The organism is Desulfitobacterium sp. PCE1 (genome assembly GCF_000384015.1).
In the GTDB taxonomy this organism is placed as follows: domain Bacteria; phylum Bacillota; class Desulfitobacteriia; order Desulfitobacteriales; family Desulfitobacteriaceae; genus Desulfitobacterium; species Desulfitobacterium dehalogenans.
Map to the genome: position 1 here is coordinate 3,160,524 of NZ_KB913023.1, position 18,132 is coordinate 3,178,655.

Consider the following 18,132-nt stretch of genomic DNA (forward strand, 5'->3'; position numbering starts at 1 on the left):
CCTTAATCATCTTCCCTGCGCACGCGCATAACATTTCGAACTTCCGCAGGCTCTGTGACATAATCTTTGCGAAGTGGAAACCCTTCGAAGTCATCCCACATATAAATCCGTTTCAGATTGGGATGCCCTTTGAATTGAATGCCAAACATATCATAAGCTTCCCGCTCCATGAAATCGGCACCTGCCCAAAGTCGGGTTACGGAATCAATCACTGGATTGTCGCGATCTACAATCGCTTTGACTCTGAGTTTTTGTGGTCCGCGCAAACTGTTTAATTGATATACCACTTCGAAGTGGTCTAACTTATCCACTCCCCCAATGTCGTGGAGAAAGTCACAAGGCACTTCTTCGAAGCTTTTTGCTGCCGTTAAGGTTTCCGTAATATAAGGTGCCTTAACGGTAAGCACTAAAGTATCGAGCATCTCTTCGACGGTTCCGCCGACCCGGGATGCTAAATCATCCACACGTTTTTTTAATACTTCATTATTTCCCATGTTTCAATAACCTCACCTTGTCTGGGTGATTCACCTTATGTTGAAGTTGAAGCAACCCATATACTAAGGACTCCGGCCGTGGAGGGCAGCCAGGAATATAGACATCGACAGGGACTACTTTGTCCACACCTGTCAACATGGAATAGGAATCCGCAAAAGGACCACCTGCAGCGGCACAGCTGCCCATAGCAATAACCCATTTCGGTTCAGGCATCTGGTCATAAATCATCCGCAGAAGAGGAGCCATTTTGCGAGTACATGTTCCAGCGACAATCATGACATCGGCATGGCGAGGTGACGCCCGGAAGACCTCATACCCAAAACGAGAGATGTCAACACGCGGACCACCTGCAGCCATCATTTCGATAGCACAGCAAGCTAAACCGAAGGTTACCGGCCAAAAAGAATGCCCCCGTCCCCAGTTCAGAATTTTATCAACACTGGTGAGCAGCATGTTTTTTTCCATAAGAGCTTCGGCTTCGCGGAGTTCTTTCTCTTTTGCTACATCCACTCTAATGCACCTTCCTTCCAAGCATACCAGAAACCAACTAAGAGAATGACAATGAATACGAACATTTCAATAAAAGCGAAGGTTCCAAGTTGTCGGAACGACAACGCCCATGGAAACAGGAATACCGTTTCTACATCAAAAGCTGTAAAAACAAGAGCATAAAGAAAATAATTGCTTTTGAAACCCAACCAGGTCCTTCCTATGGTCACGTTACCGCCTTCATAGGGTGTTAACTTTTCAGGAACCGGTTTTTTTGGAGCTAAGAGTTTTGGCATCAACATCATAATTAAGTTGATGGCAATTGCTACCACAAGAGCAATCCCCACAGCAGCAAAGTTATCTGACATCTCCCTACCCCCCTTCATATAAAAAATATATTTCCCATAAGCCAAACTCATTGTGCCATATTTGTTTATGAATAGTCAACATTTATGTATGTCTAATATCTTGAATGCAAATTATAAGTATTTTCAAACGATATCCAGTTGCTGTTGAACCGGCGCAAAGCTCCTTCGATGAATGGGACTCACTCCATAACGGCGCAGAGCCATAAGATGTTCTCTGGTACCATAGCCTTTGTTTTTGGCAAATCCATACTCAGGATAAACCTTGTCCAGTTCACTCATTAAGCGATCCCTTGAGACTTTTGCCAAAATGGATGCGGCCGCTATACTGGCACTTAAGGCATCTCCGTCCACGATGCCTTTTTGGGGTATCTTGAAACCTGGTAATTCCAAGGCATCAATCAATAAAAAATGGGGACGCACTTTTAAACTTTCCACGGCTCTCTTCATGGCCAATTTGGTGGCCTGAAGTATATTCAATCCATCGATCTCGGCAGGTTCCGCACTGCCGACAGCATACCCGATAGCTTGCTCTTTTATCTGTTGGAACAGTTTTTCCCGTCTGCTCTCGGTCAACTTTTTGGAATCGTTGAGTCCGGGCAAATTAAATTTGGCAGGGAGAATGCAGGTAGCTGCCACGACGGGGCCGGCCAGAGGACCTCTCCCCGCTTCATCAATCCCGGCTATATGTAAATACCCGCTGCTCCACAACTGTTTCTCTTCCATTAATAACGCTTCGATGCGTTCTTCTTCGACTTGACGAGCTTCCCACTCCTTATAATAACGAGCAATCAGATTCTGTATACCTTGACGTGAGTCCTGAGCACAGGCTTTAAGAAGTTCCTCCGAAGGTTCAGTATTGAGAACCTCACTCACTTCACGAATACTCATTCGAGATATTGCCTTCAACGTATTTTTCCTCTTTCCTAATCTCTTCAAAAATTTCTTTTGGATAGTATCATCAATTATTTCGGCGTACGATCTAAAGTAAACTTCCCTAAAGATCCTGCCCGAAATTCCCTTATAAAAATCTGAGCCGCTTTCAGGGTATCCACCTGTCCCCCTTTAACCAAACAGCCCCTCTTTCGTCCAATCCCTTCCAGATCCAAACCTTGGACATCTTCAGTGTATCGTTTTAAAGCCTCCGGATAATTCTCCTTTAAATGCTCCAATACCCAAAGGGACAGCTCCTCAAGATTTAAAACCTCATCCCGGATAGCGCCTACAGCACCTAATTTTCTGCCCACTTCTGGGTCTTCGAACTTCGGCCAAAGCAATCCCGGCGTATCGAGCAATTCCACCCTGTCGTGAATGCGAATCCATTGATTGCCCCGGGTCACTCCCGGTTTATTCCCTGTTTTAGCTTTTGCACTTCCTATGAGATTATTCACCAGAGAGGATTTTCCACAATTGGGTATTCCCGCGATCATCACCCGGATACTGCGGGCACGAATTCCTTTGGCCGTCCATTTCTCTATTTTATGGGCCATGAGCCGCTCGACTTCAGGAACAATTTTGCCCACCCCGGCACCGCCGGTTGCGCTTACTGCCAATACCGGGCTGGACTGACGAAGTTTACGTGTCCAGATCTCCGTCCAATAAGGATCAGCCAAATCCACCTTGTTCAGTATAACGATTTTAGGCTTATCCCCCAACATCTCTTGCAGCAGAGGGTTTCTGCTGCTTTCTGGCAAACGGGCATCTCCCAATTCGATGACCACATCCACCCAACGCAGCTGTTCCACTAACAACCGCTTTGCTTTGGCCATATGGCCGGGAAACCACTGAATACTCAACGAAACACCTTCTTATCTACCGTCTACCAAAAAAACTTAAATCTTTGGAGCGGACTATAAACAAACCAAGCTTTCCCTATGATATAACTTTTCGGCAAAACTCCCCATTCTCTTGAATCACCGCTCTCCCGACGGTTGTCGCCTAAAACAAAGATATTTTCAGCAGGGATCGTTTCGGGTTCAAAGGGTGAATGATCCCCTTGCTTCAGATAAGGTTCCTGAATCAGTGATCCGTTGACATAGACTTGATTCCCTTTGAGCTCAACAGTCTCACCCTCCACTGCAATGACCCGCTTGACGAAAGTACGGCTGGTATCTTTCGGATAGGCAAAAACCACAATATCTCCCCGAGCGGGTGCTCCGTATTGGTAAGCAAAACGATTCACGAGAATTCTATCCCCTGGAAGCAAAGTAGGCTCCATAGAATTTGAAGAAATAGTATAGGGCTGAAGTACAAATAAACGTAAAAGAGCAGCACAAATGACGACTGCTGCAAGGACCCAGATTAACCATCCGATTTTTGTCTTATTCCTCACTGTTTTTCTCCTCCCTATTTCAAACTCTTCACTAGTATGAACAGAAATTTTAAGGAGCATACAGCGTTTTTAAGACAAAACGAATGGTTTTTTTACTAATGTCTTCCCCTATCTATAAATAAAAGGGCCGGATAGCTCCGGCCCATCTTATTGCTAGCGACGGTCGCGAATCCGCGCAGCTTTACCTGAAAGTCCACGTAGGTAGTAGAGTTTGGCACGGCGTACAACACCACGGCGTACCACCTCAATACGGTCAATTCGAGGAGAATGCAGCGGGAAAGACCGCTCTACTCCTACACCATAGGTTACCCGACGCACTGTGAAAGACCGACGAAGACCGCCGCCTTTCATCTTGATAACAACCCCTTCAAAAGCCTGGATACGTTCCCGAGAACCCTCGACAACTTTTACATGGACACGTACAGTATCTCCAGGACGGAAGGCAGGAAGATCTTTTTTCATTTGCTCTTCTTCAATCATGCGAATAAAATCCATTATTGATTCCCCCCTTCCTTGCATAGATGTTCATACACTGAGCCGATGTTTAAGCACCATGCTTTTCACAGTGAGCGGACCATCCGTTTTACCGTGATATTGTATCATAAACAATAAGCTGTATGCAACTTTAAAAATCACAAAATATTATTTGGGTCGAGTAGCTTTACGCACAACACTCACTCCATAGCTCCGGGGCTGACCAACTTGCTCTCTTAACAGCATCTGCGGCGGATAAGTGTTCTTTGAGGAGTGCCGCCTTGAGCGAAACTGTCCACTGGACACTTTCGTCGCCAAACCCCGCTGTTTTCTGCATGTGAACCGTGGCTGCGCTACGTTAAGAAAGCCTCATTGACCCGACCGCCCCTCCGCTTAAAGAAAGCTTGGCTTATGGTGAGTGAAGCGAATCAGAAGCCTTAGCTGCCTTATATACAGTGAAATCCGTTCGCTTTTGTGCGTAAAGCTACGCTAGTAGGTCATTAGATCACTATTTGAGGGCTTTTAAAATTCCCTTAATGTCCCCTTAAACGATCGAGAATAATAGCTGCTGCTGAACGAACGGAAAGATGATTCCATTCACCAGGCCCATAGATAGGTTCAAGGATGATATCACAATCCTCCATAACTTCCCTGAGCAGCCCCCAGCCTGTGCCGAAGAGCAACAGCAAAGGTTCCTCCCCATTCTCGATCTTATCCCGTACGGCAGCATAACCTAAGGTATTGGGATATCGCCGGGCATCCGTGGCTATTTTCAAAGGCTTTCTCCCTTGTTCCTTAAAAATCTCCTCTTCAACCTCGGCAAGTTCTCTAGCCAATTTAACCCGGGCAAAGGCTTCCTGGCGATTGGGATTATATTCTGCACCAAAGCCCTCCTGCCAATACCCCATAATCCGCTGAGCTAAGGCTCTTTGAGCTTCAGCGGGATGGATAATATAGTAGCGCTTCACTCCGTATGTAGTGGCACTGCGAGCGATGTCATGAATATCCAAATTGGTGATGGAGGTCGCGATGGTTTCCATGTTTTTATTATAGACTGGAGCATGAAGCAATGCGACGTACAAATCGCCCATGATGGTTCCTCCTTATTCTGCATTCTCAGTCCCATTAAATTCAGACTTCTTCTGTCTGCGTTTTTTGGGCTTGGGCCTTAAATGTTCCCAGCGAGAACGTTCTTTCCCCAGTTCGGGATGCTCATGAATCAGTTCCTCTAATAAATTAAAATCTCCCGCTTGAAATTCTACCTTGGCGAACAAATCAGGGCGCTTTAAGAAAGTACGACGCAGGGATTCCTTTCTTCGCCAATCCTCAATACGCCGATGATGACCGGATAAAAGAATGTCTGGAACCTCCATCCCCTCAAACAAGGGGGGACGAGTATACTGAGGGTATTCCAAAAGCCCCTCGCTATGGGAATCTTCCTCAGCCGATGCCTTTTCCCCCAGCACGCCGGGCAATAAACGAGCCACTGCATCCATCATCACCATGGCTGCCAGTTCTCCTCCCGTCAGAACGAAATCCCCCAAAGAAACCTCTTCATCAGCAAGACTGCGAATACGTTCGTCAAATCCCTCATAGTGACCGCAAATAAAGACCAGCTCATCCAACCTGCTCCATTCTTTGGCCTTCTGCTGCTGAAACACTTCCCCTTGAGGAGAGAGCAAAACAACCCGCCGTCGACGGTCGCAGGGCGGCAAATCCCGCAGAGCAGCAAAGAGAGGCTCCGGCTTGAGCACCATCCCCGCTCCTCCACCATAAGGAACATCATCCACATTCTTATGCTTACTTGCAGCGTAATCCCGAAAATTAATCAAACTCACATCAATGAGGTGTGCTGCTTGAGCACGTTTCAAAATACTCTCATGAACAGGTGCAAACATCTCCGGAAATAGGGTTAACACGGTAAACTTCATCATCGTATTTCGTCACCATCAATCAGTCCGGAGGGCAGCTCTACATCCATCCGCTTTCCGGCTACATCCACATGCTTCACTACCGTCTTCAAAGCCGGCACGCAGATCTCCCCTTTATCCCCCTTAACAAGATAAACATCATTAGCCCCCGTTTGAATCACCTGGGTCAAGGTCCCTAATAAAGCCTCTCCCTCATAGACTTGCATACCCTCCAGTTCGAAGTAATACCAGCCTTCTTTAAGAGGGGGAACCTGGTCGCGGTCCGTTTTTACCGCCCATCCTCTTAGGACGTCTGCCTCATCTCTGGTATTAACCCCTTCCAAAGTCAGGTACACTTCCGATTGATGGACTTTGGCATTAAGAACCTTCAAGCAACGCCGCTCCTGATTCTGCACCAGGATAACTTCCTTAAGCTTCTTGAACCGCTTGGGATTATCCGTAATGGGATACACTTTGATTTCCCCTTGAACCCCATGGGGCTTTATGACTTCACCGATTAAAACCTCATCCATAAAAGACATTACTCCTTCTTTGAGGAAAGTACTTTAAAAAGCGCAAAAACTAAATTCTCCAGGATTTTGCTTTCGGCGTTCACTCCATAAGCTGCGTGGAGCAATCTAATCGCTCAAGACCTCCGCTCCGTCGGGTGCCCGCCCAAATCGCTCCTGCTCAATGGGCGGTTGGAAACGTCCTGTTTCCAACCCGACTCCGCTGCTGTCTTTTCGCGAAGATTGCTTTCCTGCTCGCTTAAATCCGTTCTCTGCCTGAAAGCAAAATCCTTGAGCTGCTTCTTAGGTTTGAGCGGGCGGGGTGTTGTGAATTTTGGCTTGGGCCGCTTGTTCAGCCTTGCCGACGCCGCTTGCGGCATGGTCGGCGACCCGCTCGGGAAAGGCTTAGGTGAAGCCCGAAAGAAGACTAAGCAAGACCCGCGAGTGTAGCTTTAGGCACAAAAGGGAACGGATTTCACTGTGTATAAGGCAGCTAAGGCTTCTGATTCGCTTCACTCACCATAAGCCAAGCTTTCTTTAAGCGGAGGGGCGGCCAGGTGAACGAGGCTTTCTTAACATAGCTCAGCCACTGGTTCACTTCAGGTATTACCCAGAGGTTTGGCTGAGCTGTTAAGAAAGCGAGTGAACCAGCCCCGGAGCTATGAAGTGACCGTTGTGCGTAAAGCTACACGCCCCAGTATTCTGATACACCCCTACCCAAATCTAAAAAGCAGAAGCACCTAACGTCAAAAAGGGCTCAAGGCCCTTCTCAACACATCACTGATCAATGTCAACATGCACTCTACGGCCATCTTTGACCGCAGCAGCTTTTACTAACGTGCGTATAGCGTTAGCAATCCTTCCCTGCTTACCAATCACTTTGCCCATATCCTCCGGAGCAACGGTGAGCTGCAGGTGAACGGATTTCTCCGTTTCCGATTGAGCAACCAACACTTGATCCGGGTGATCGACTAAAGCTTTCGCAAGAACTTCTACGAGTTCCTTCACAGGAACACCCCCAACAATCCAATTACTTCTTGGACTCATGGTACTTAGCGAGAACCCCAGCTTTACGAAGAAGAGACTTCGCTGTATCTGAAGGTTGAGCACCAGTTGCTAACCATTTCATTACTTTTTCTTCATCAATATTCAGGACTTCCGGTTGTTTCGTAGGATCATAGAAGCCAATCTCCTCAATGAAACGACCATCGCGTGGAGAACTAGAATCCGCAACGATTAAACGGTAGAAAGGATTCTTCTTAGCACCCATGCGGCGAAGACGAATTTTTGTTGCCATGTTTTTCACCTCCTCACCAGGATACTTATCACCTTTCGGAAAGATAAGTAGAACTAGAAAATTATTTAAAAGGGAAAGGAAAACCTATTTTCTTCCCTTTTTTACCCTTTTTGCCCTTGCCCATCATCCCCATACCTGAACCGCCGGCAAACTGCTTCATCATCTTTTGCATCTGCTCGAACTGCTTCAGCAAGCGCCCTACCTCCTGAACACTGGTCCCGCTTCCTTTAGCGATGCGGCGCTTTCTGGAATCCTTAATCAGGGCGGGTTTTCTGCGCTCTTCGGGAGTCATGGAATGAATAATGGCTTCGACATGGGCCATATCTTTTTCATCGACCTGAACATCTTTCATCTGCTTCCCGACACCGGGTATCATTTCCAGCAGGGAATTTAGCGGCCCCATCTTCTTAAGCTGCTGCATCTGGTCCAGGAAATCGTCCAAGGTAAATTCCTGCTTGCGAAGCTTCTGCTCCATTTCCCGGGCCTGCTTCTCGTCAAAAGCTTCCTGAGCCTTTTCAATCAGGGTCAGGACATCTCCCATTCCCAAAATACGGGAAGCCATTCGTTCCGGGAAAAAGGGTTCGATAGCATCCATCTTTTCCCCGATACCGGCAAATTTAATCGGGCAACCGGTTACGGCTTTCACGGAGAGAGCCGCTCCCCCACGAGTATCCCCATCCAGTTTGGTCAGGATGATTCCATCCACCCCAAGCTCGTTGTGGAAGCTTTCTGCTACATTCACGGCATCCTGCCCGGTCATGGCATCGACCACCAGCAGGATTTCGTGAGGCTTCACAGAGGCCTTAATATCTCTGAGTTCCCCCATAAGCTCTTCATTAATATGCAGCCGGCCTGCAGTATCGATGATCACCACATCCAAGCCTTGACTGTTGGCGTGCTGAAGGCTGGCAGCAGCGATCTCTACAGGGTTTTCCTGGCCTAATGAAAACACAGGAACCTTGATTTGTTCACCAAGGACTTGAAGCTGTTTGATAGCTGCCGGACGATAAATGTCACAGGCGACCAACAAAGGATGTTTCCCTTGCTTCTTTAACATATTGGCCAGCTTAGCACCATGGGTCGTCTTACCGGCCCCTTGCAAGCCCACCAGCATAATGATCGTGGGAGGCTTGGATGAAATATTTATCTTACTGGAAACGCCGCCCATTAAGGCTACCATTTCCTCGTTAACAATCTTAATCACCTGCTGTCCAGGGGAGAGAGATTCGAGAACCTCCTGTCCAATCGAACGTTCCTTGACTTTGGCGACAAAATCCTTAACCACTTTAAAGTTCACATCGGCTTCCAACAAGGCCATACGGACTTCACGCATGGCTTCATTGACATCCGCTTCCGTGAGCTTGCCTTTGCTTTTTAACCGTTTAAACGTTTCTTGTAATTTTTCACTTAGGCCTTGAAACATACCAGCCCTCACTTTCCGGACCCGATCTAAGACTAGGAAGCTTCAATATCCCTATACATTTCATCAATCTTTTGACTTATGGATTGATGCCGTTCCCAGGCTTTCTCGTTGGAAAAATCCTTTTGCTCGAATTCCTGCACTAATTGATAGACTTCGGATAATTTATGCTGCTCGTCCACAAAGCGATGAATCAAGCCCAGCTTATCCTCATACCCCTGCAAGATCTTTTCCGTCCTCTTTAACAAATCATAGACTGCTTGCCGACTGATATTCTCAAGTTCAGCAATCTCCACCAAAGAGAAATCCTGCTCATAATGGAGATCCCAAATCCTCCCCTGCTTGGGAGTTAAAAGAGGACCATAAAAATCCGCCAGTAATGCCATTTTTGCAAATCGTTCCAATGCAAAAAGCCTCCCGTAAAGGATTTTTACTTTACTGCGCTATTTTAGGGTATATTTCCTGCTTTGTCAAGTAATTTTACTTTCTCTTCAAACATATTTTTCGCATATTTTTTCTCTTTTCCTATTTCAAGAATTTTGCGCCTATATTAATGAAGGAAAGTTTTATTTTATAGAATTAAAAAAGACTACAAGCCTTGCGCTATCTCCTTGGCCCGCTTTTCCACCTCATGACAAACCCGTTTGATATCCATTGTCATGAGCCGGCGTTCCTGCATAAGGATTTTGCCATCCACCATGACTGTACGTACATCCCCGGCATGGGCTACATAGACCAAATGGGCGGGAATGGAGAACCTCGGATAAAAATGAGGCTGATCAAAATTGATGGAGATTAAATCCGCTTTATAGCCCGGTGCCAGCTTACCCAAGTCAGAAAGCCCCAAAGCCCGCGCCCCGTCCACGGTGGCCATATGCAACACCTCATAGGCAGGCATAGCGGTGGCACCTTTTAAGAGCTTCTGCTGAAATGCCGCTGAGCGCATTTCCCCAAACATATCCAGATTATTATTGCTGGAAGTTCCATCCGTCCCTAATCCAACCACAACTCCCCGTGAACGGAGTTCGGGAATCGGCGCCGTGCCGCTGTTTAATTTCATATTGCTTTCGGGGTTATGGGCAACAAAAACATTCCTTTTGGCCATAATCTCCTGATCTTCCTCGGTCAAGTGAACACAATGGGCGGCAACCACATGCCCTCCGAATAAGCCCAGCTCTTCCAGCCATTGTACCGGAGTCTTGCCGTATTGCTCTCGTATGGTTTTTATCTCGTCCTCTGTCTCCGCCACATGAATGTGAATCCCCACCCCAAGACGATCCGCTTCCCTCTTGACCCGCTGCAGATACTCCCCGGAACAAGTATAAGGAGCATGAGGACCAAACATAACCTGAATCCGTCCGTTACCGGAACCATGATAATTCTTCACCAAGTCTATGTTCTCAGCAAAAGCCCTTTCCCCATTGGGAGCGTTGCCAATCATTCCCCGTGATAAAACCCCTCGGGTTCCGGCTTCCAAAACGGCTTTCGCCACCTGTTCCATAGAAGCATACATATCCAGCATGGTGGTGGTTCCTGATTGGATCATTTCTCCCAGAGCCAGCAATGTTCCCCAATAGATATCTTCATCGGATAGTTTATCCTCAAAAGGCCAAATCTTCGTATGCAGCCAAGGCATCAAAGGCAAATCATCAGCATAACTTCTCAACATGGTCATTGCTGCATGGGTATGAGTATTAATGAGTCCCGGCATGACCACATCTTCAGGCAAATCTATGATCTGATCAGGAATAAAGCCCTCCGGAGCAGAGCCCTTCTCCCCAACGAAAAGAATCCGATCATTTTCAATCCCTATTTCCCCCTCGGGATAGAAATCCTCCGGTCCGGTCATGGGCAATACCATAGCGCGAATGAGAATTTTGGACATAAATATCACTCCTTAACAACCAATGATTTAGACCCCCAATCCTTTGGAGGTCTAATCTACCCGGTTCATTGCCCATAGCTTTCTTGATAGGTGCGGCGCATGAGTTGAATATCCTCATGGCTTAACACTGCCGGTTCACCTAACAGCCGGGACATAATATGAATCTGAGCGCTTTTTTCCACGACTTGACATACCTTAAAAGCTTCCTCCAGAGAATAACCAACCCCAACCAAGCCATGATTGGCAAGAAAGACAGCATTCTTGTCCTCCAGTGCCTGCACAGCACTAAGAGCAAGCTCCAGCGTGCCGGGTAAATCATAGTGGGCGACCTCCACCTGACCTCCTGCAATCATGATCAAATCCTCCACAATCCCAGGGAGGGGAATCCGGGATACGGCATGGGCTGTGGCAAATGAGGAATGAGTGTGCACAATTCCCTTAACATCAGGCCGCTGTTTATAAATCTCCCCATGGAGCAGCAGCTCCGAGGAAGGCTTGCGCTTTCCCTCCAGCACAGTGCTGTCCAGACTCAGCAGTACCAGATCCTCTTCCTTTAGGATGAAATAATCCATCCCGCTGGGAGTAATCCAATACCCATTCTGAGGGGCATCCCAGGCGGAGATGTTCCCCCAAGTACCGGCAACCATACCACTTTGAGCTATTTTTTGACCAATTTCAAGGATTTTCTTTTTGAGCATTAAGAGCGCACCATCATCTTTAATAAATTCACAGAGTAAGGGGAAGATACGATACCCTTTTCCGTGATAATTCCAGTAATCAATTTCGAAGGGGTCACATCAAAAGCAGGATTATAGACAGGAACTTCCATCGGGGCAACCTGAACCCCAAAAACCTCTCTTAACTCCTTAGGATGTCTTTCTTCAATGGGAATATCCTGCCCGCCAGGGACTTTCAGATCAATAGTCGAAGTGGGGGCCGCCACATAGAAAGGTATTCCATGGGCATGAGCCAATACGGCTAAGGAGTAAGTGCCTATTTTATTGGCCGTATCTCCGTTGGCTGCGATACGATCCGCACCCACAATGACCAAATCAATTTTACCCTGCTGCATTAAAAACCCAGCCATATTATCCGCAATGAGTGTCACGGGAATCTGATCATTCATCAATTCAAAGGCTGTTAAACGGGCCCCCTGCAAGAAGGGCCGGGTCTCACCTGCGTAGACATGAACTTTCTTCCCCGCCTGCTGTGCGGCACGTATCACCCCAAGGGCAGTACCATACTCCACCGTGGCTAAAGCACCTGCATTGCAATGGGTAAGAATGCTGGCTTCAGCGGTCACGATGGTGTTCCCATGTTCTCCTATTAAACGATTGACACGACGATCGTCCTCAGCTATGCTTTCCGCTTCTCCCACCAACGCTTTGCGGATTTCCGACAGTTCCTTGACCCCATGCTGATCCCTGAGCCGATCCTCCATACGGCGCAGGGCCCAAAAAAGATTGACCGCTGTAGGACGGGTCCCTGCCAAACGGTGCTGAACTTTTTCCATATGGCTTTGCAAGCCTTCCGGCTCACCAGAGTAACCCATCGCTCCCAAGGCATATCCATAGGCAGCTGCTGCACCAATAGCCGGAGCACCCCGAACTTCCATTTTCTCAATGGCCTCCGCCACTTCCTCATAGGTTGTAGCCATCCGATAATTAACTTCTACAGGTAAACGGGTCTGATCCAATATTTTCAGGGAATCCCCCATCCACTCTAATGCTTTCACCTTCGTACCGCCTTTCTAAAACTTACCGACCTCTGCATTACCCATTTGACACCGGCAATCCTGTTCGTGGAGAAGTATCCGAAATGCTTCTTGTATTAACCCGGCTACCGTCTTTCCGGCAGCTTGCAAACTTTCAACGACTTCTTTATGGGTTAAGGGGTGATTGGCTATTCCTGCCGCTTCATTGGTAACCATTCCAATCGAAGCATAGCACATACCGCATTCTCTGGCCAAAATAACTTCGGGCACGCTGGTCATCCCTACGCATTCTCCGCCGAGAATTTGGTACATCCTGATTTCAGCCGGGGTCTCAAAGCGCGGCCCCTCTGTACATACATATGTAGCCCCGTCCTCCAATGACACACCCAGGGACTCACCAGCTTCACGAATGACTGCTTGTACAGACTTACAATAGGGTTCTGTCATATCCACATGGAGTACGCCCTGCTCTCCCCCTTCATAAAAGGTCTGGGGACGACTCTTGGTAAAGTCAAGAAATTGATCCAAAAGCACAATATCTCCCAATTTGAACCGGGAGGAAAGGGAGCCCACAGCAGCCGTGGCAATGATTTTACGGACACCAAGGTCTTTTAAAGCCCATAGATTGGCCCGATAATTGACCAAATGGGGAGGCACCGTATGCCCTTTGCCATGACGGCTCATGAAAACAATCGGATCATCATGAGTCCCAAAGCGCCCGATATCCACGGATACCCTTCCATAAGGGGTATCGATGCTTTCTGTGCGGAAATCCAGCAGAGCAACATTCTCTAATCCTGTTCCGCCGATCAATGCGAAGGTATTCAGATCTCTTCCTCCTCATCCTGAGGTTGGTCAAAAAGAGCATTGGCAAAGTCTTGTGGAACAAAGGGACGTAAATCCTCCATCCCTTCCCCTACTCCGATCCATTTCACCGGGATATTGACTTCACCTTGAATGCCCAGGACCACTCCGCCCTTGGCAGTACCATCCAGTTTCGTGAGAACAATTCCCGTCACACCGGCGACTTCCTGAAAAAGCTTGGCTTGCTGGAGAGCATTCTGCCCCGTTGTCGCATCAAGCACGAGGAGAACTTCATGAGGTGCTCCGGGAATTTCCCGTTCAATGACCCGTTTAACCTTGCGCAGTTCTTCCATTAGATTGACTTTATTATGTAGTCGGCCGGCAGTATCCATAATGACCAGATCCGCTCCCCGGGACTTCGCCGCCTGGAGAGCATCATAGGCTACCGCCGCAGGGTCTGCTCCCTCTTTCTGTTTAACCACTTCCACACCGGCCCGCTGTCCCCAAACCTCAAGCTGATCAATGGCCGCTGCCCGAAAGGTATCTCCGGCAGCCAAAATAACTTTTTTCCCTTCACTTTGGAAATAATGAGCTAATTTGCCGATAGTCGTGGTTTTTCCCACACCATTGACACCAACCACCAGAAAGATGCTGGGACCGCGTTCTGCCCAATTCATGGATTCTTCTTGCCCCAGCAGCTCAGCAATAAGTTCTTTGAGAACAACCTTTAACTCTTCGGCCTCCTGTAATTTTCTTTTCTTGACCTCTTTGCGTAACCCTTCAACCAGCTCAAAGGAAGTATTCACTCCCACATCGGAGCGAATCAATACTTCTTCAAGTTCTTCGTAAAGCTCTTCATCAATTTTCCGTTTTCCTGTTAAAATTTCTTCGACTTTAGTAACAAACTGATCCCGAGTTTTTGTCAATCCTTCTTTTAATTTCGTAAAAAAACCAGCCACCTGGACTTCCTCCTTATACATAGGCACACCTTTGACGCTATTGTATCACAATCTGGTCAGGCTCTCAAACTAATCCAGTTTAAATTAAAAAGAGTTATATTCCAACAAAATGGAATATAACTCTTCATTATCTTAGCTTCTTATTACCACTAAATACAGCACTTACTCCAGCTCTTAAGCGGATTGAAGAACTCACCCATACTCTATTAAACGAGCCCCAATCCATAAACAATCTGAGCCAGGACAAAACATACTGCAAAGGCAATAATCGTGGGGAGAAAAAAGCCCAGGGCGGTCCATTTTTTACTTCCGGTCTCTTTATACATACTAAGGAGGGTGGTGGCACAGGGCCAATGCAATAGGGAGAAGAGCATGGTGTTCAGAGCTGTAAGCCAAGTCCAGCCATTGGCTAAGAGTACCTCTTTCAACTCCGCCAGACTGCTGAAATCTGTTAATTGTCCGGTAGCCAAATAGCTCATCAGGAGGACCGGGATCACGATTTCATTGGCCGGTATCCCTAAGATAAAGGCCATGAGAATAAAACCGTCCAGCCCGATTGCTCTAGCCACCGGATCAAGGAACGCTGCAATATGGGTAAGAACGCTTGCATCCCCTACGGTGATATTGGCCAAAGTCCAGGTCAAGGCTCCTGCAGGGGCTGCCACAATAACCGCCCGGCGTAAAACAAATAAAGTACGGTCCAGCATGGAGCGATAAAGGACGGCGCGTATTTTTGGCCGGCGATAGGGGGGCAGTTCCAGAACCATGGAGGAAGGTTCTCCTTTTAAGAGGGTCACGGACAACCCCCAGGACACCGCAAAGGTGACCAAGATACCCAGAAGCACCATTAAAATGACCGAACCTGCCGCCAAAAGAGACTGGGAAAAGGCTGCCATACCCGCTGCAAAGATCGAGGCAATGGCAATGAGGGTCGGAAAACGTCCATTACAGGGAACGAAATTATTGGTTAGAATAGCAATCAGTCTCTCCCTTGGGGAATCGATAATCCGGGTGGATACCACACCTGCCGCATTGCAGCCGAAGCCCATACACATCGTTAAGCATTGCTTGCCGCAAGCCCTGGCCTTCTTGAACATATTATCCAGATTAAATGCCACTCTAGGCAGATAGCCCAAATCCTCCAGGAGGGTAAACAGGGGAAAGAAGATAGCCATAGGCGGCAGCATCACTGAAACCACCCAAGCTAGTGTACGATACATCCCCAACACCAGGAAACCATGGAGCCAGGCCGGGGCACCTAAGGTATTAAAACCTTGGGTAAGAAGATCCTGGAAAGCGAAAAGTACCGTAGCCAGGAGTTGGGAGGGAAGATTAGCCCCCACGATAGTAATCCAAAAGATTAACCCGAGAAGACCCAGCATGATTGGGTAACCAAAGGTTCTGGAAATGACAATCTTATCGATGCTTTCCCTCCACGAGCTTGCCTGCACTTTTTCACGATAGACCACTCGATTGGCCAGTTTTTCCGAATACGCAAAAATATCGATAACCACACGATCTGTGATGGAGTGGCCGAAATCTTCCCTGATCGTTTCTGAATCTCTATAGAGTTTTAATAAAGGATCCGGATTGATACTGCTCATAACGCTACCTTCCCCCCCTTGCTCTGGGGGTTATCCTCTTTATCTTCATTCAATGAAACGAAACGACCGATCTCTTCAAGGAAGGCAGGATCGCTATCCAAAAGCCGAAGGGCGAGCCAGCGCGGACTGAGAACATTACCCATACCTACTTTTTCAATCTTGGGCTGGAGGAGCTGAATGGCTCGCTCCACATCCTCAGAATAGACAATTTGCATGGGCTGAGTCGCTTGGTTTCTCACTGCAATATCAAAAATTGCTTTTTGCAATTCCTCAAGCCCTTGATTGAGCCGGGCCGCCGTGGCTACCACCGGTACCCCAAGCTCCTTCTGCAAAGCATCAAAATCGATGATGATTCCTCTTTTGCGGGCCTCATCCATTAAGTTGACACAGACAATGATCCGGGGGGTGATCTCCATAATCTGCAGGGCTAGATTGAGATTGCGCTCCAAGGAGGTGGCATCCAAAACCACCACCGTGGCATCCGGCTGACCAAAGCAAATAAAGTCCCGGGCGATTTCTTCTTCAACACTATGAGCCAGAAGGGAATAAGTACCCGGTAAATCAACGAGCATGAAGCTTTGATCCCGATAAGTAAAGTAACCCTGGGCATTGTTCACTGTTTTTCCCGGCCAGTTACCGGTGTGTTGGCGCAGACCGGTTAAAGCGTTAAACACTGTGCTTTTACCCACATTGGGGTTTCCGGCTAAAGCAATAATCCATTGGTTTTCCGCATTGCTTATACCAAAGCTTTCTCTCTGGATTCTTCCTTTTAAATTCATTGTACTCACTCTCCATAGACATCCATATTCACCACAACGGTAGACTTGGCCCTTTATACTAAGGTTGAATTTACTCGGATTGACTTCGCATCCTTACTTCTGAGAGCAATCACTGTTCCGCGAACTAAGTAAGCAATAGGGTCCCCCGCTGGGGCGGTTCCCACGCATTGGAGGGAGGTTCCGGGAACGATGCCCAAATCAAGTACTCTACGTCTTAATAAACCATCCAGTTCAAGATCGACTACATAAGCTTTCTCTCCTTGCTTAAGGGTAGATAGAGGAATAAGCGATAGTGAATCCATGAGTCACAACTCCCTTCAGTGTTAGACTGAGTTAACTTTTTAACCAATTCCTTTTTTCAGGTGAATTATGTTTTTTTATACTGTATTAAAGATGAAAATAAAGTGTGACTTGGATAGCAAGGAAACTCTGCCTTGCCAAGAATAAAATCTAACCACACTTCCCGGGGAACAACAAAGGAGCCGTTCTCTACAGCTCAGGTAGAAAACGGCCCCGCGAATTCGTCGTTAGGGTTATCTTTAATTCTGATCACACTCAAACCGAATGAAGGCTTCATAGCAGGTTGGGTTTTCCTTAAAAAAAGTAATCAACCGACGTAGGGACTGTATCGTAGAATCGGATATATAGTGCTCTATAGCTTCCGTCTCAGCGGGAATATCACATTGACTTTGAATCAAGGACAGAAACTCTTGCAGCATTTGGTTTCTCTCCACCAAGTAACTGCCTTTCAGACACCCCTGATCCGTAAGGACAATTTCACCGTAACGGCGATAATTGATATAGCCCTGATTGTTTAGTTTATGAAGGGCCTTGGACACCGAGGGCAGAGATACGCCAAGCTTCTTACTGATATCCGTTACTCTTACTACACTATTTTCCAAGGAAAAACGGTAGATTTCTTCCAAGTAATCTTCCAGGCTCGGGGACAGCACCCTCCTCACCTCCAGGACTTGATCCCTTTCTACTACTATATGTCTGGGATAGTTTGCCTTATGACCTTGTTCTCCAGTGCAAACCACTCAAGCTTTCTCCCCTCTTGTGTTGTCAACTTCAACCTCTTTTTCTAATAAAAATG

The 18,132-nt window shown here is 47.3% G+C and carries 23 protein-coding genes; all 23 read right to left on the reverse strand.

Features of this window, described 5'->3' with window-relative positions:
* Window positions 1-2 precede the first annotated feature (2 nt).
* Window positions 3-494 (reverse strand): NADH-quinone oxidoreductase subunit C, encoded by a 492-nt coding sequence (locus DESPCE1_RS0115795; RefSeq protein ID WP_014795005.1) that lies wholly within the window; start codon window positions 492-494, stop codon window positions 3-5.
* Window positions 484-1,005 carry an NADH-quinone oxidoreductase subunit B gene (locus DESPCE1_RS0115800; protein ID WP_014795006.1) on the reverse strand — a complete coding sequence of 174 codons (522 nt, stop codon included), beginning with the start codon at window positions 1,003-1,005 and terminating at the stop codon, window positions 484-486. Before DESPCE1_RS0115800 ends, DESPCE1_RS0115795 begins: the two co-directional genes overlap by 11 nt.
* A complete protein-coding gene (locus tag DESPCE1_RS0115805) occupies window positions 996-1,352 on the reverse strand; it encodes an NADH-quinone oxidoreductase subunit A (RefSeq protein ID WP_014795007.1) in 357 nt (118 codons plus the stop codon). Before DESPCE1_RS0115805 ends, DESPCE1_RS0115800 begins: the two co-directional genes overlap by 10 nt.
* Before the next feature lie 123 nt (window positions 1,353-1,475).
* Window positions 1,476-2,258 (reverse strand): ribonuclease HII, encoded by a 783-nt coding sequence (locus DESPCE1_RS0115810; RefSeq protein ID WP_028305598.1) that lies wholly within the window; start codon window positions 2,256-2,258, stop codon window positions 1,476-1,478.
* 56 nt (window positions 2,259-2,314) lie between these two features.
* Window positions 2,315-3,145 carry a ribosome biogenesis GTPase YlqF gene (gene ylqF / locus DESPCE1_RS0115815; RefSeq protein WP_014795009.1) on the reverse strand — a complete coding sequence of 277 codons (831 nt, stop codon included), beginning with the start codon at window positions 3,143-3,145 and terminating at the stop codon, window positions 2,315-2,317.
* Window positions 3,146-3,168: 23 nt separating this feature from the next.
* Window positions 3,169-3,681, reverse strand: a complete 513-nt coding sequence (gene lepB / locus DESPCE1_RS0115820; protein ID WP_019851019.1) for a signal peptidase I — start codon at window positions 3,679-3,681, stop codon at window positions 3,169-3,171.
* Window positions 3,682-3,834: 153 nt separating this feature from the next.
* A complete protein-coding gene (gene rplS, locus DESPCE1_RS0115825; protein WP_014795011.1) occupies window positions 3,835-4,176 on the reverse strand; it encodes a 50S ribosomal protein L19 in 342 nt (113 codons plus the stop codon).
* 512 nt (window positions 4,177-4,688) lie between these two features.
* The gene (locus DESPCE1_RS0115830) at window positions 4,689-5,246 is read right to left on the reverse strand and encodes an RNA methyltransferase (protein ID WP_019851020.1); all 558 of its coding nucleotides are present in this window, start codon (window positions 5,244-5,246) and stop codon (window positions 4,689-4,691) included.
* A gap of 12 nt (window positions 5,247-5,258) precedes the next feature.
* Complete coding sequence (gene trmD / locus DESPCE1_RS0115835) at window positions 5,259-6,089, reverse strand: tRNA (guanosine(37)-N1)-methyltransferase TrmD (protein WP_014795013.1); 831 nt, start codon at window positions 6,087-6,089, stop codon at window positions 5,259-5,261.
* On the reverse strand, window positions 6,086-6,598 hold the full coding sequence (rimM, locus tag DESPCE1_RS0115840; protein WP_014795014.1) for a ribosome maturation factor RimM: 513 nt from the start codon (window positions 6,596-6,598) through the stop codon (window positions 6,086-6,088). The genes trmD and rimM overlap by 4 nt, the downstream gene beginning before the upstream one ends.
* A 753-nt stretch (window positions 6,599-7,351) precedes the next feature.
* Window positions 7,352-7,582: a KH domain-containing protein gene (locus tag DESPCE1_RS0115850; RefSeq protein WP_014795015.1), complete on the reverse strand. Its 231-nt coding sequence runs from the start codon at window positions 7,580-7,582 to the stop codon at window positions 7,352-7,354.
* A gap of 22 nt (window positions 7,583-7,604) precedes the next feature.
* Window positions 7,605-7,871, reverse strand: coding sequence for a 30S ribosomal protein S16 (gene rpsP, locus DESPCE1_RS0115855; RefSeq protein ID WP_014795016.1), 267 nt, complete (start codon window positions 7,869-7,871; stop codon window positions 7,605-7,607).
* A 61-nt stretch (window positions 7,872-7,932) separates the two neighbouring features.
* Complete coding sequence (gene ffh / locus DESPCE1_RS0115860; protein ID WP_014795017.1) at window positions 7,933-9,294, reverse strand: signal recognition particle protein; 1,362 nt, start codon at window positions 9,292-9,294, stop codon at window positions 7,933-7,935.
* Between the two features lie 32 nt (window positions 9,295-9,326).
* A complete protein-coding gene (gene ylxM, locus DESPCE1_RS0115865) occupies window positions 9,327-9,695 on the reverse strand; it encodes a YlxM family DNA-binding protein (protein ID WP_014795018.1) in 369 nt (122 codons plus the stop codon).
* A 185-nt stretch (window positions 9,696-9,880) separates the two neighbouring features.
* Entirely contained in the window at window positions 9,881-11,176 is a 1,296-nt protein-coding gene (locus tag DESPCE1_RS0115870) for an amidohydrolase (RefSeq protein ID WP_019851022.1), read from the reverse strand.
* A 65-nt stretch (window positions 11,177-11,241) separates the two neighbouring features.
* On the reverse strand, window positions 11,242-11,874 hold the full coding sequence (locus DESPCE1_RS0115875; RefSeq protein WP_019851023.1) for a class II aldolase/adducin family protein: 633 nt from the start codon (window positions 11,872-11,874) through the stop codon (window positions 11,242-11,244).
* Window positions 11,874-12,911: an S-methyl-5-thioribose-1-phosphate isomerase gene (gene mtnA, locus DESPCE1_RS0115880; RefSeq protein WP_014795021.1), complete on the reverse strand. Its 1,038-nt coding sequence runs from the start codon at window positions 12,909-12,911 to the stop codon at window positions 11,874-11,876. The genes DESPCE1_RS0115875 and mtnA overlap by 1 nt, the downstream gene beginning before the upstream one ends.
* 15 nt (window positions 12,912-12,926) lie before the next feature.
* The gene (gene mtnP, locus DESPCE1_RS0115885) at window positions 12,927-13,703 is read right to left on the reverse strand and encodes an S-methyl-5'-thioadenosine phosphorylase (protein WP_019851024.1); all 777 of its coding nucleotides are present in this window, start codon (window positions 13,701-13,703) and stop codon (window positions 12,927-12,929) included.
* Between the two features lie 11 nt (window positions 13,704-13,714).
* Window positions 13,715-14,653 carry a signal recognition particle-docking protein FtsY gene (gene ftsY / locus DESPCE1_RS0115890; protein ID WP_014795023.1) on the reverse strand — a complete coding sequence of 313 codons (939 nt, stop codon included), beginning with the start codon at window positions 14,651-14,653 and terminating at the stop codon, window positions 13,715-13,717.
* A 206-nt stretch (window positions 14,654-14,859) separates the two neighbouring features.
* Window positions 14,860-16,257, reverse strand: coding sequence for a nucleoside recognition domain-containing protein (locus DESPCE1_RS0115895; RefSeq protein ID WP_019851025.1), 1,398 nt, complete (start codon window positions 16,255-16,257; stop codon window positions 14,860-14,862).
* Window positions 16,254-17,036 carry a FeoB small GTPase domain-containing protein gene (locus DESPCE1_RS0115900; protein WP_019851026.1) on the reverse strand — a complete coding sequence of 261 codons (783 nt, stop codon included), beginning with the start codon at window positions 17,034-17,036 and terminating at the stop codon, window positions 16,254-16,256. Before DESPCE1_RS0115900 ends, DESPCE1_RS0115895 begins: the two co-directional genes overlap by 4 nt.
* Window positions 17,037-17,089: 53 nt before the next feature.
* Entirely contained in the window at window positions 17,090-17,338 is a 249-nt protein-coding gene (locus DESPCE1_RS0115905; RefSeq protein WP_014795026.1) for a FeoA family protein, read from the reverse strand.
* A 237-nt stretch (window positions 17,339-17,575) separates the two neighbouring features.
* A complete protein-coding gene (locus DESPCE1_RS0115910) occupies window positions 17,576-17,989 on the reverse strand; it encodes a metal-dependent transcriptional regulator (RefSeq protein WP_028305599.1) in 414 nt (137 codons plus the stop codon).
* Window positions 17,990-18,132 lie beyond the last annotated feature (143 nt).

Excerpts from the sequence above, each read along its gene's own strand:
- DESPCE1_RS0115795 (WP_014795005.1), bottom strand. The coding sequence starts at position 494 with ATGGGAAATAATGAAGTATTAAAAAAACGTGTGGATGATTTAGCATCC.
- DESPCE1_RS0115805 (WP_014795007.1), bottom strand. The coding sequence starts at position 1,352 with ATGTCAGATAACTTTGCTGCTGTGGGGATTGCTCTTGTGGTAGCAATT.
- rplS (WP_014795011.1), bottom strand. The coding sequence starts at position 4,176 with ATGGATTTTATTCGCATGATTGAAGAAGAGCAAATGAAAAAAGATCTT.
- DESPCE1_RS0115830 (WP_019851020.1), bottom strand. The coding sequence starts at position 5,246 with ATGGGCGATTTGTACGTCGCATTGCTTCATGCTCCAGTCTATAATAAA.
- trmD (WP_014795013.1), bottom strand. The coding sequence starts at position 6,089 with ATGATGAAGTTTACCGTGTTAACCCTATTTCCGGAGATGTTTGCACCT.
- rimM (WP_014795014.1), bottom strand. The coding sequence starts at position 6,598 with ATGGATGAGGTTTTAATCGGTGAAGTCATAAAGCCCCATGGGGTTCAA.
- rpsP (WP_014795016.1), bottom strand. The coding sequence starts at position 7,871 with ATGGCAACAAAAATTCGTCTTCGCCGCATGGGTGCTAAGAAGAATCCT.
- ffh (WP_014795017.1), bottom strand. The coding sequence starts at position 9,294 with ATGTTTCAAGGCCTAAGTGAAAAATTACAAGAAACGTTTAAACGGTTA.
- DESPCE1_RS0115870 (WP_019851022.1), bottom strand. The coding sequence starts at position 11,176 with ATGTCCAAAATTCTCATTCGCGCTATGGTATTGCCCATGACCGGACCG.
- DESPCE1_RS0115875 (WP_019851023.1), bottom strand. The coding sequence starts at position 11,874 with ATGCTCAAAAAGAAAATCCTTGAAATTGGTCAAAAAATAGCTCAAAGT.
- DESPCE1_RS0115895 (WP_019851025.1), bottom strand. The coding sequence starts at position 16,257 with ATGAGCAGTATCAATCCGGATCCTTTATTAAAACTCTATAGAGATTCA.
- DESPCE1_RS0115900 (WP_019851026.1), bottom strand. The coding sequence starts at position 17,036 with ATGAATTTAAAAGGAAGAATCCAGAGAGAAAGCTTTGGTATAAGCAAT.
- DESPCE1_RS0115905 (WP_014795026.1), bottom strand. The coding sequence starts at position 17,338 with ATGGATTCACTATCGCTTATTCCTCTATCTACCCTTAAGCAAGGAGAG.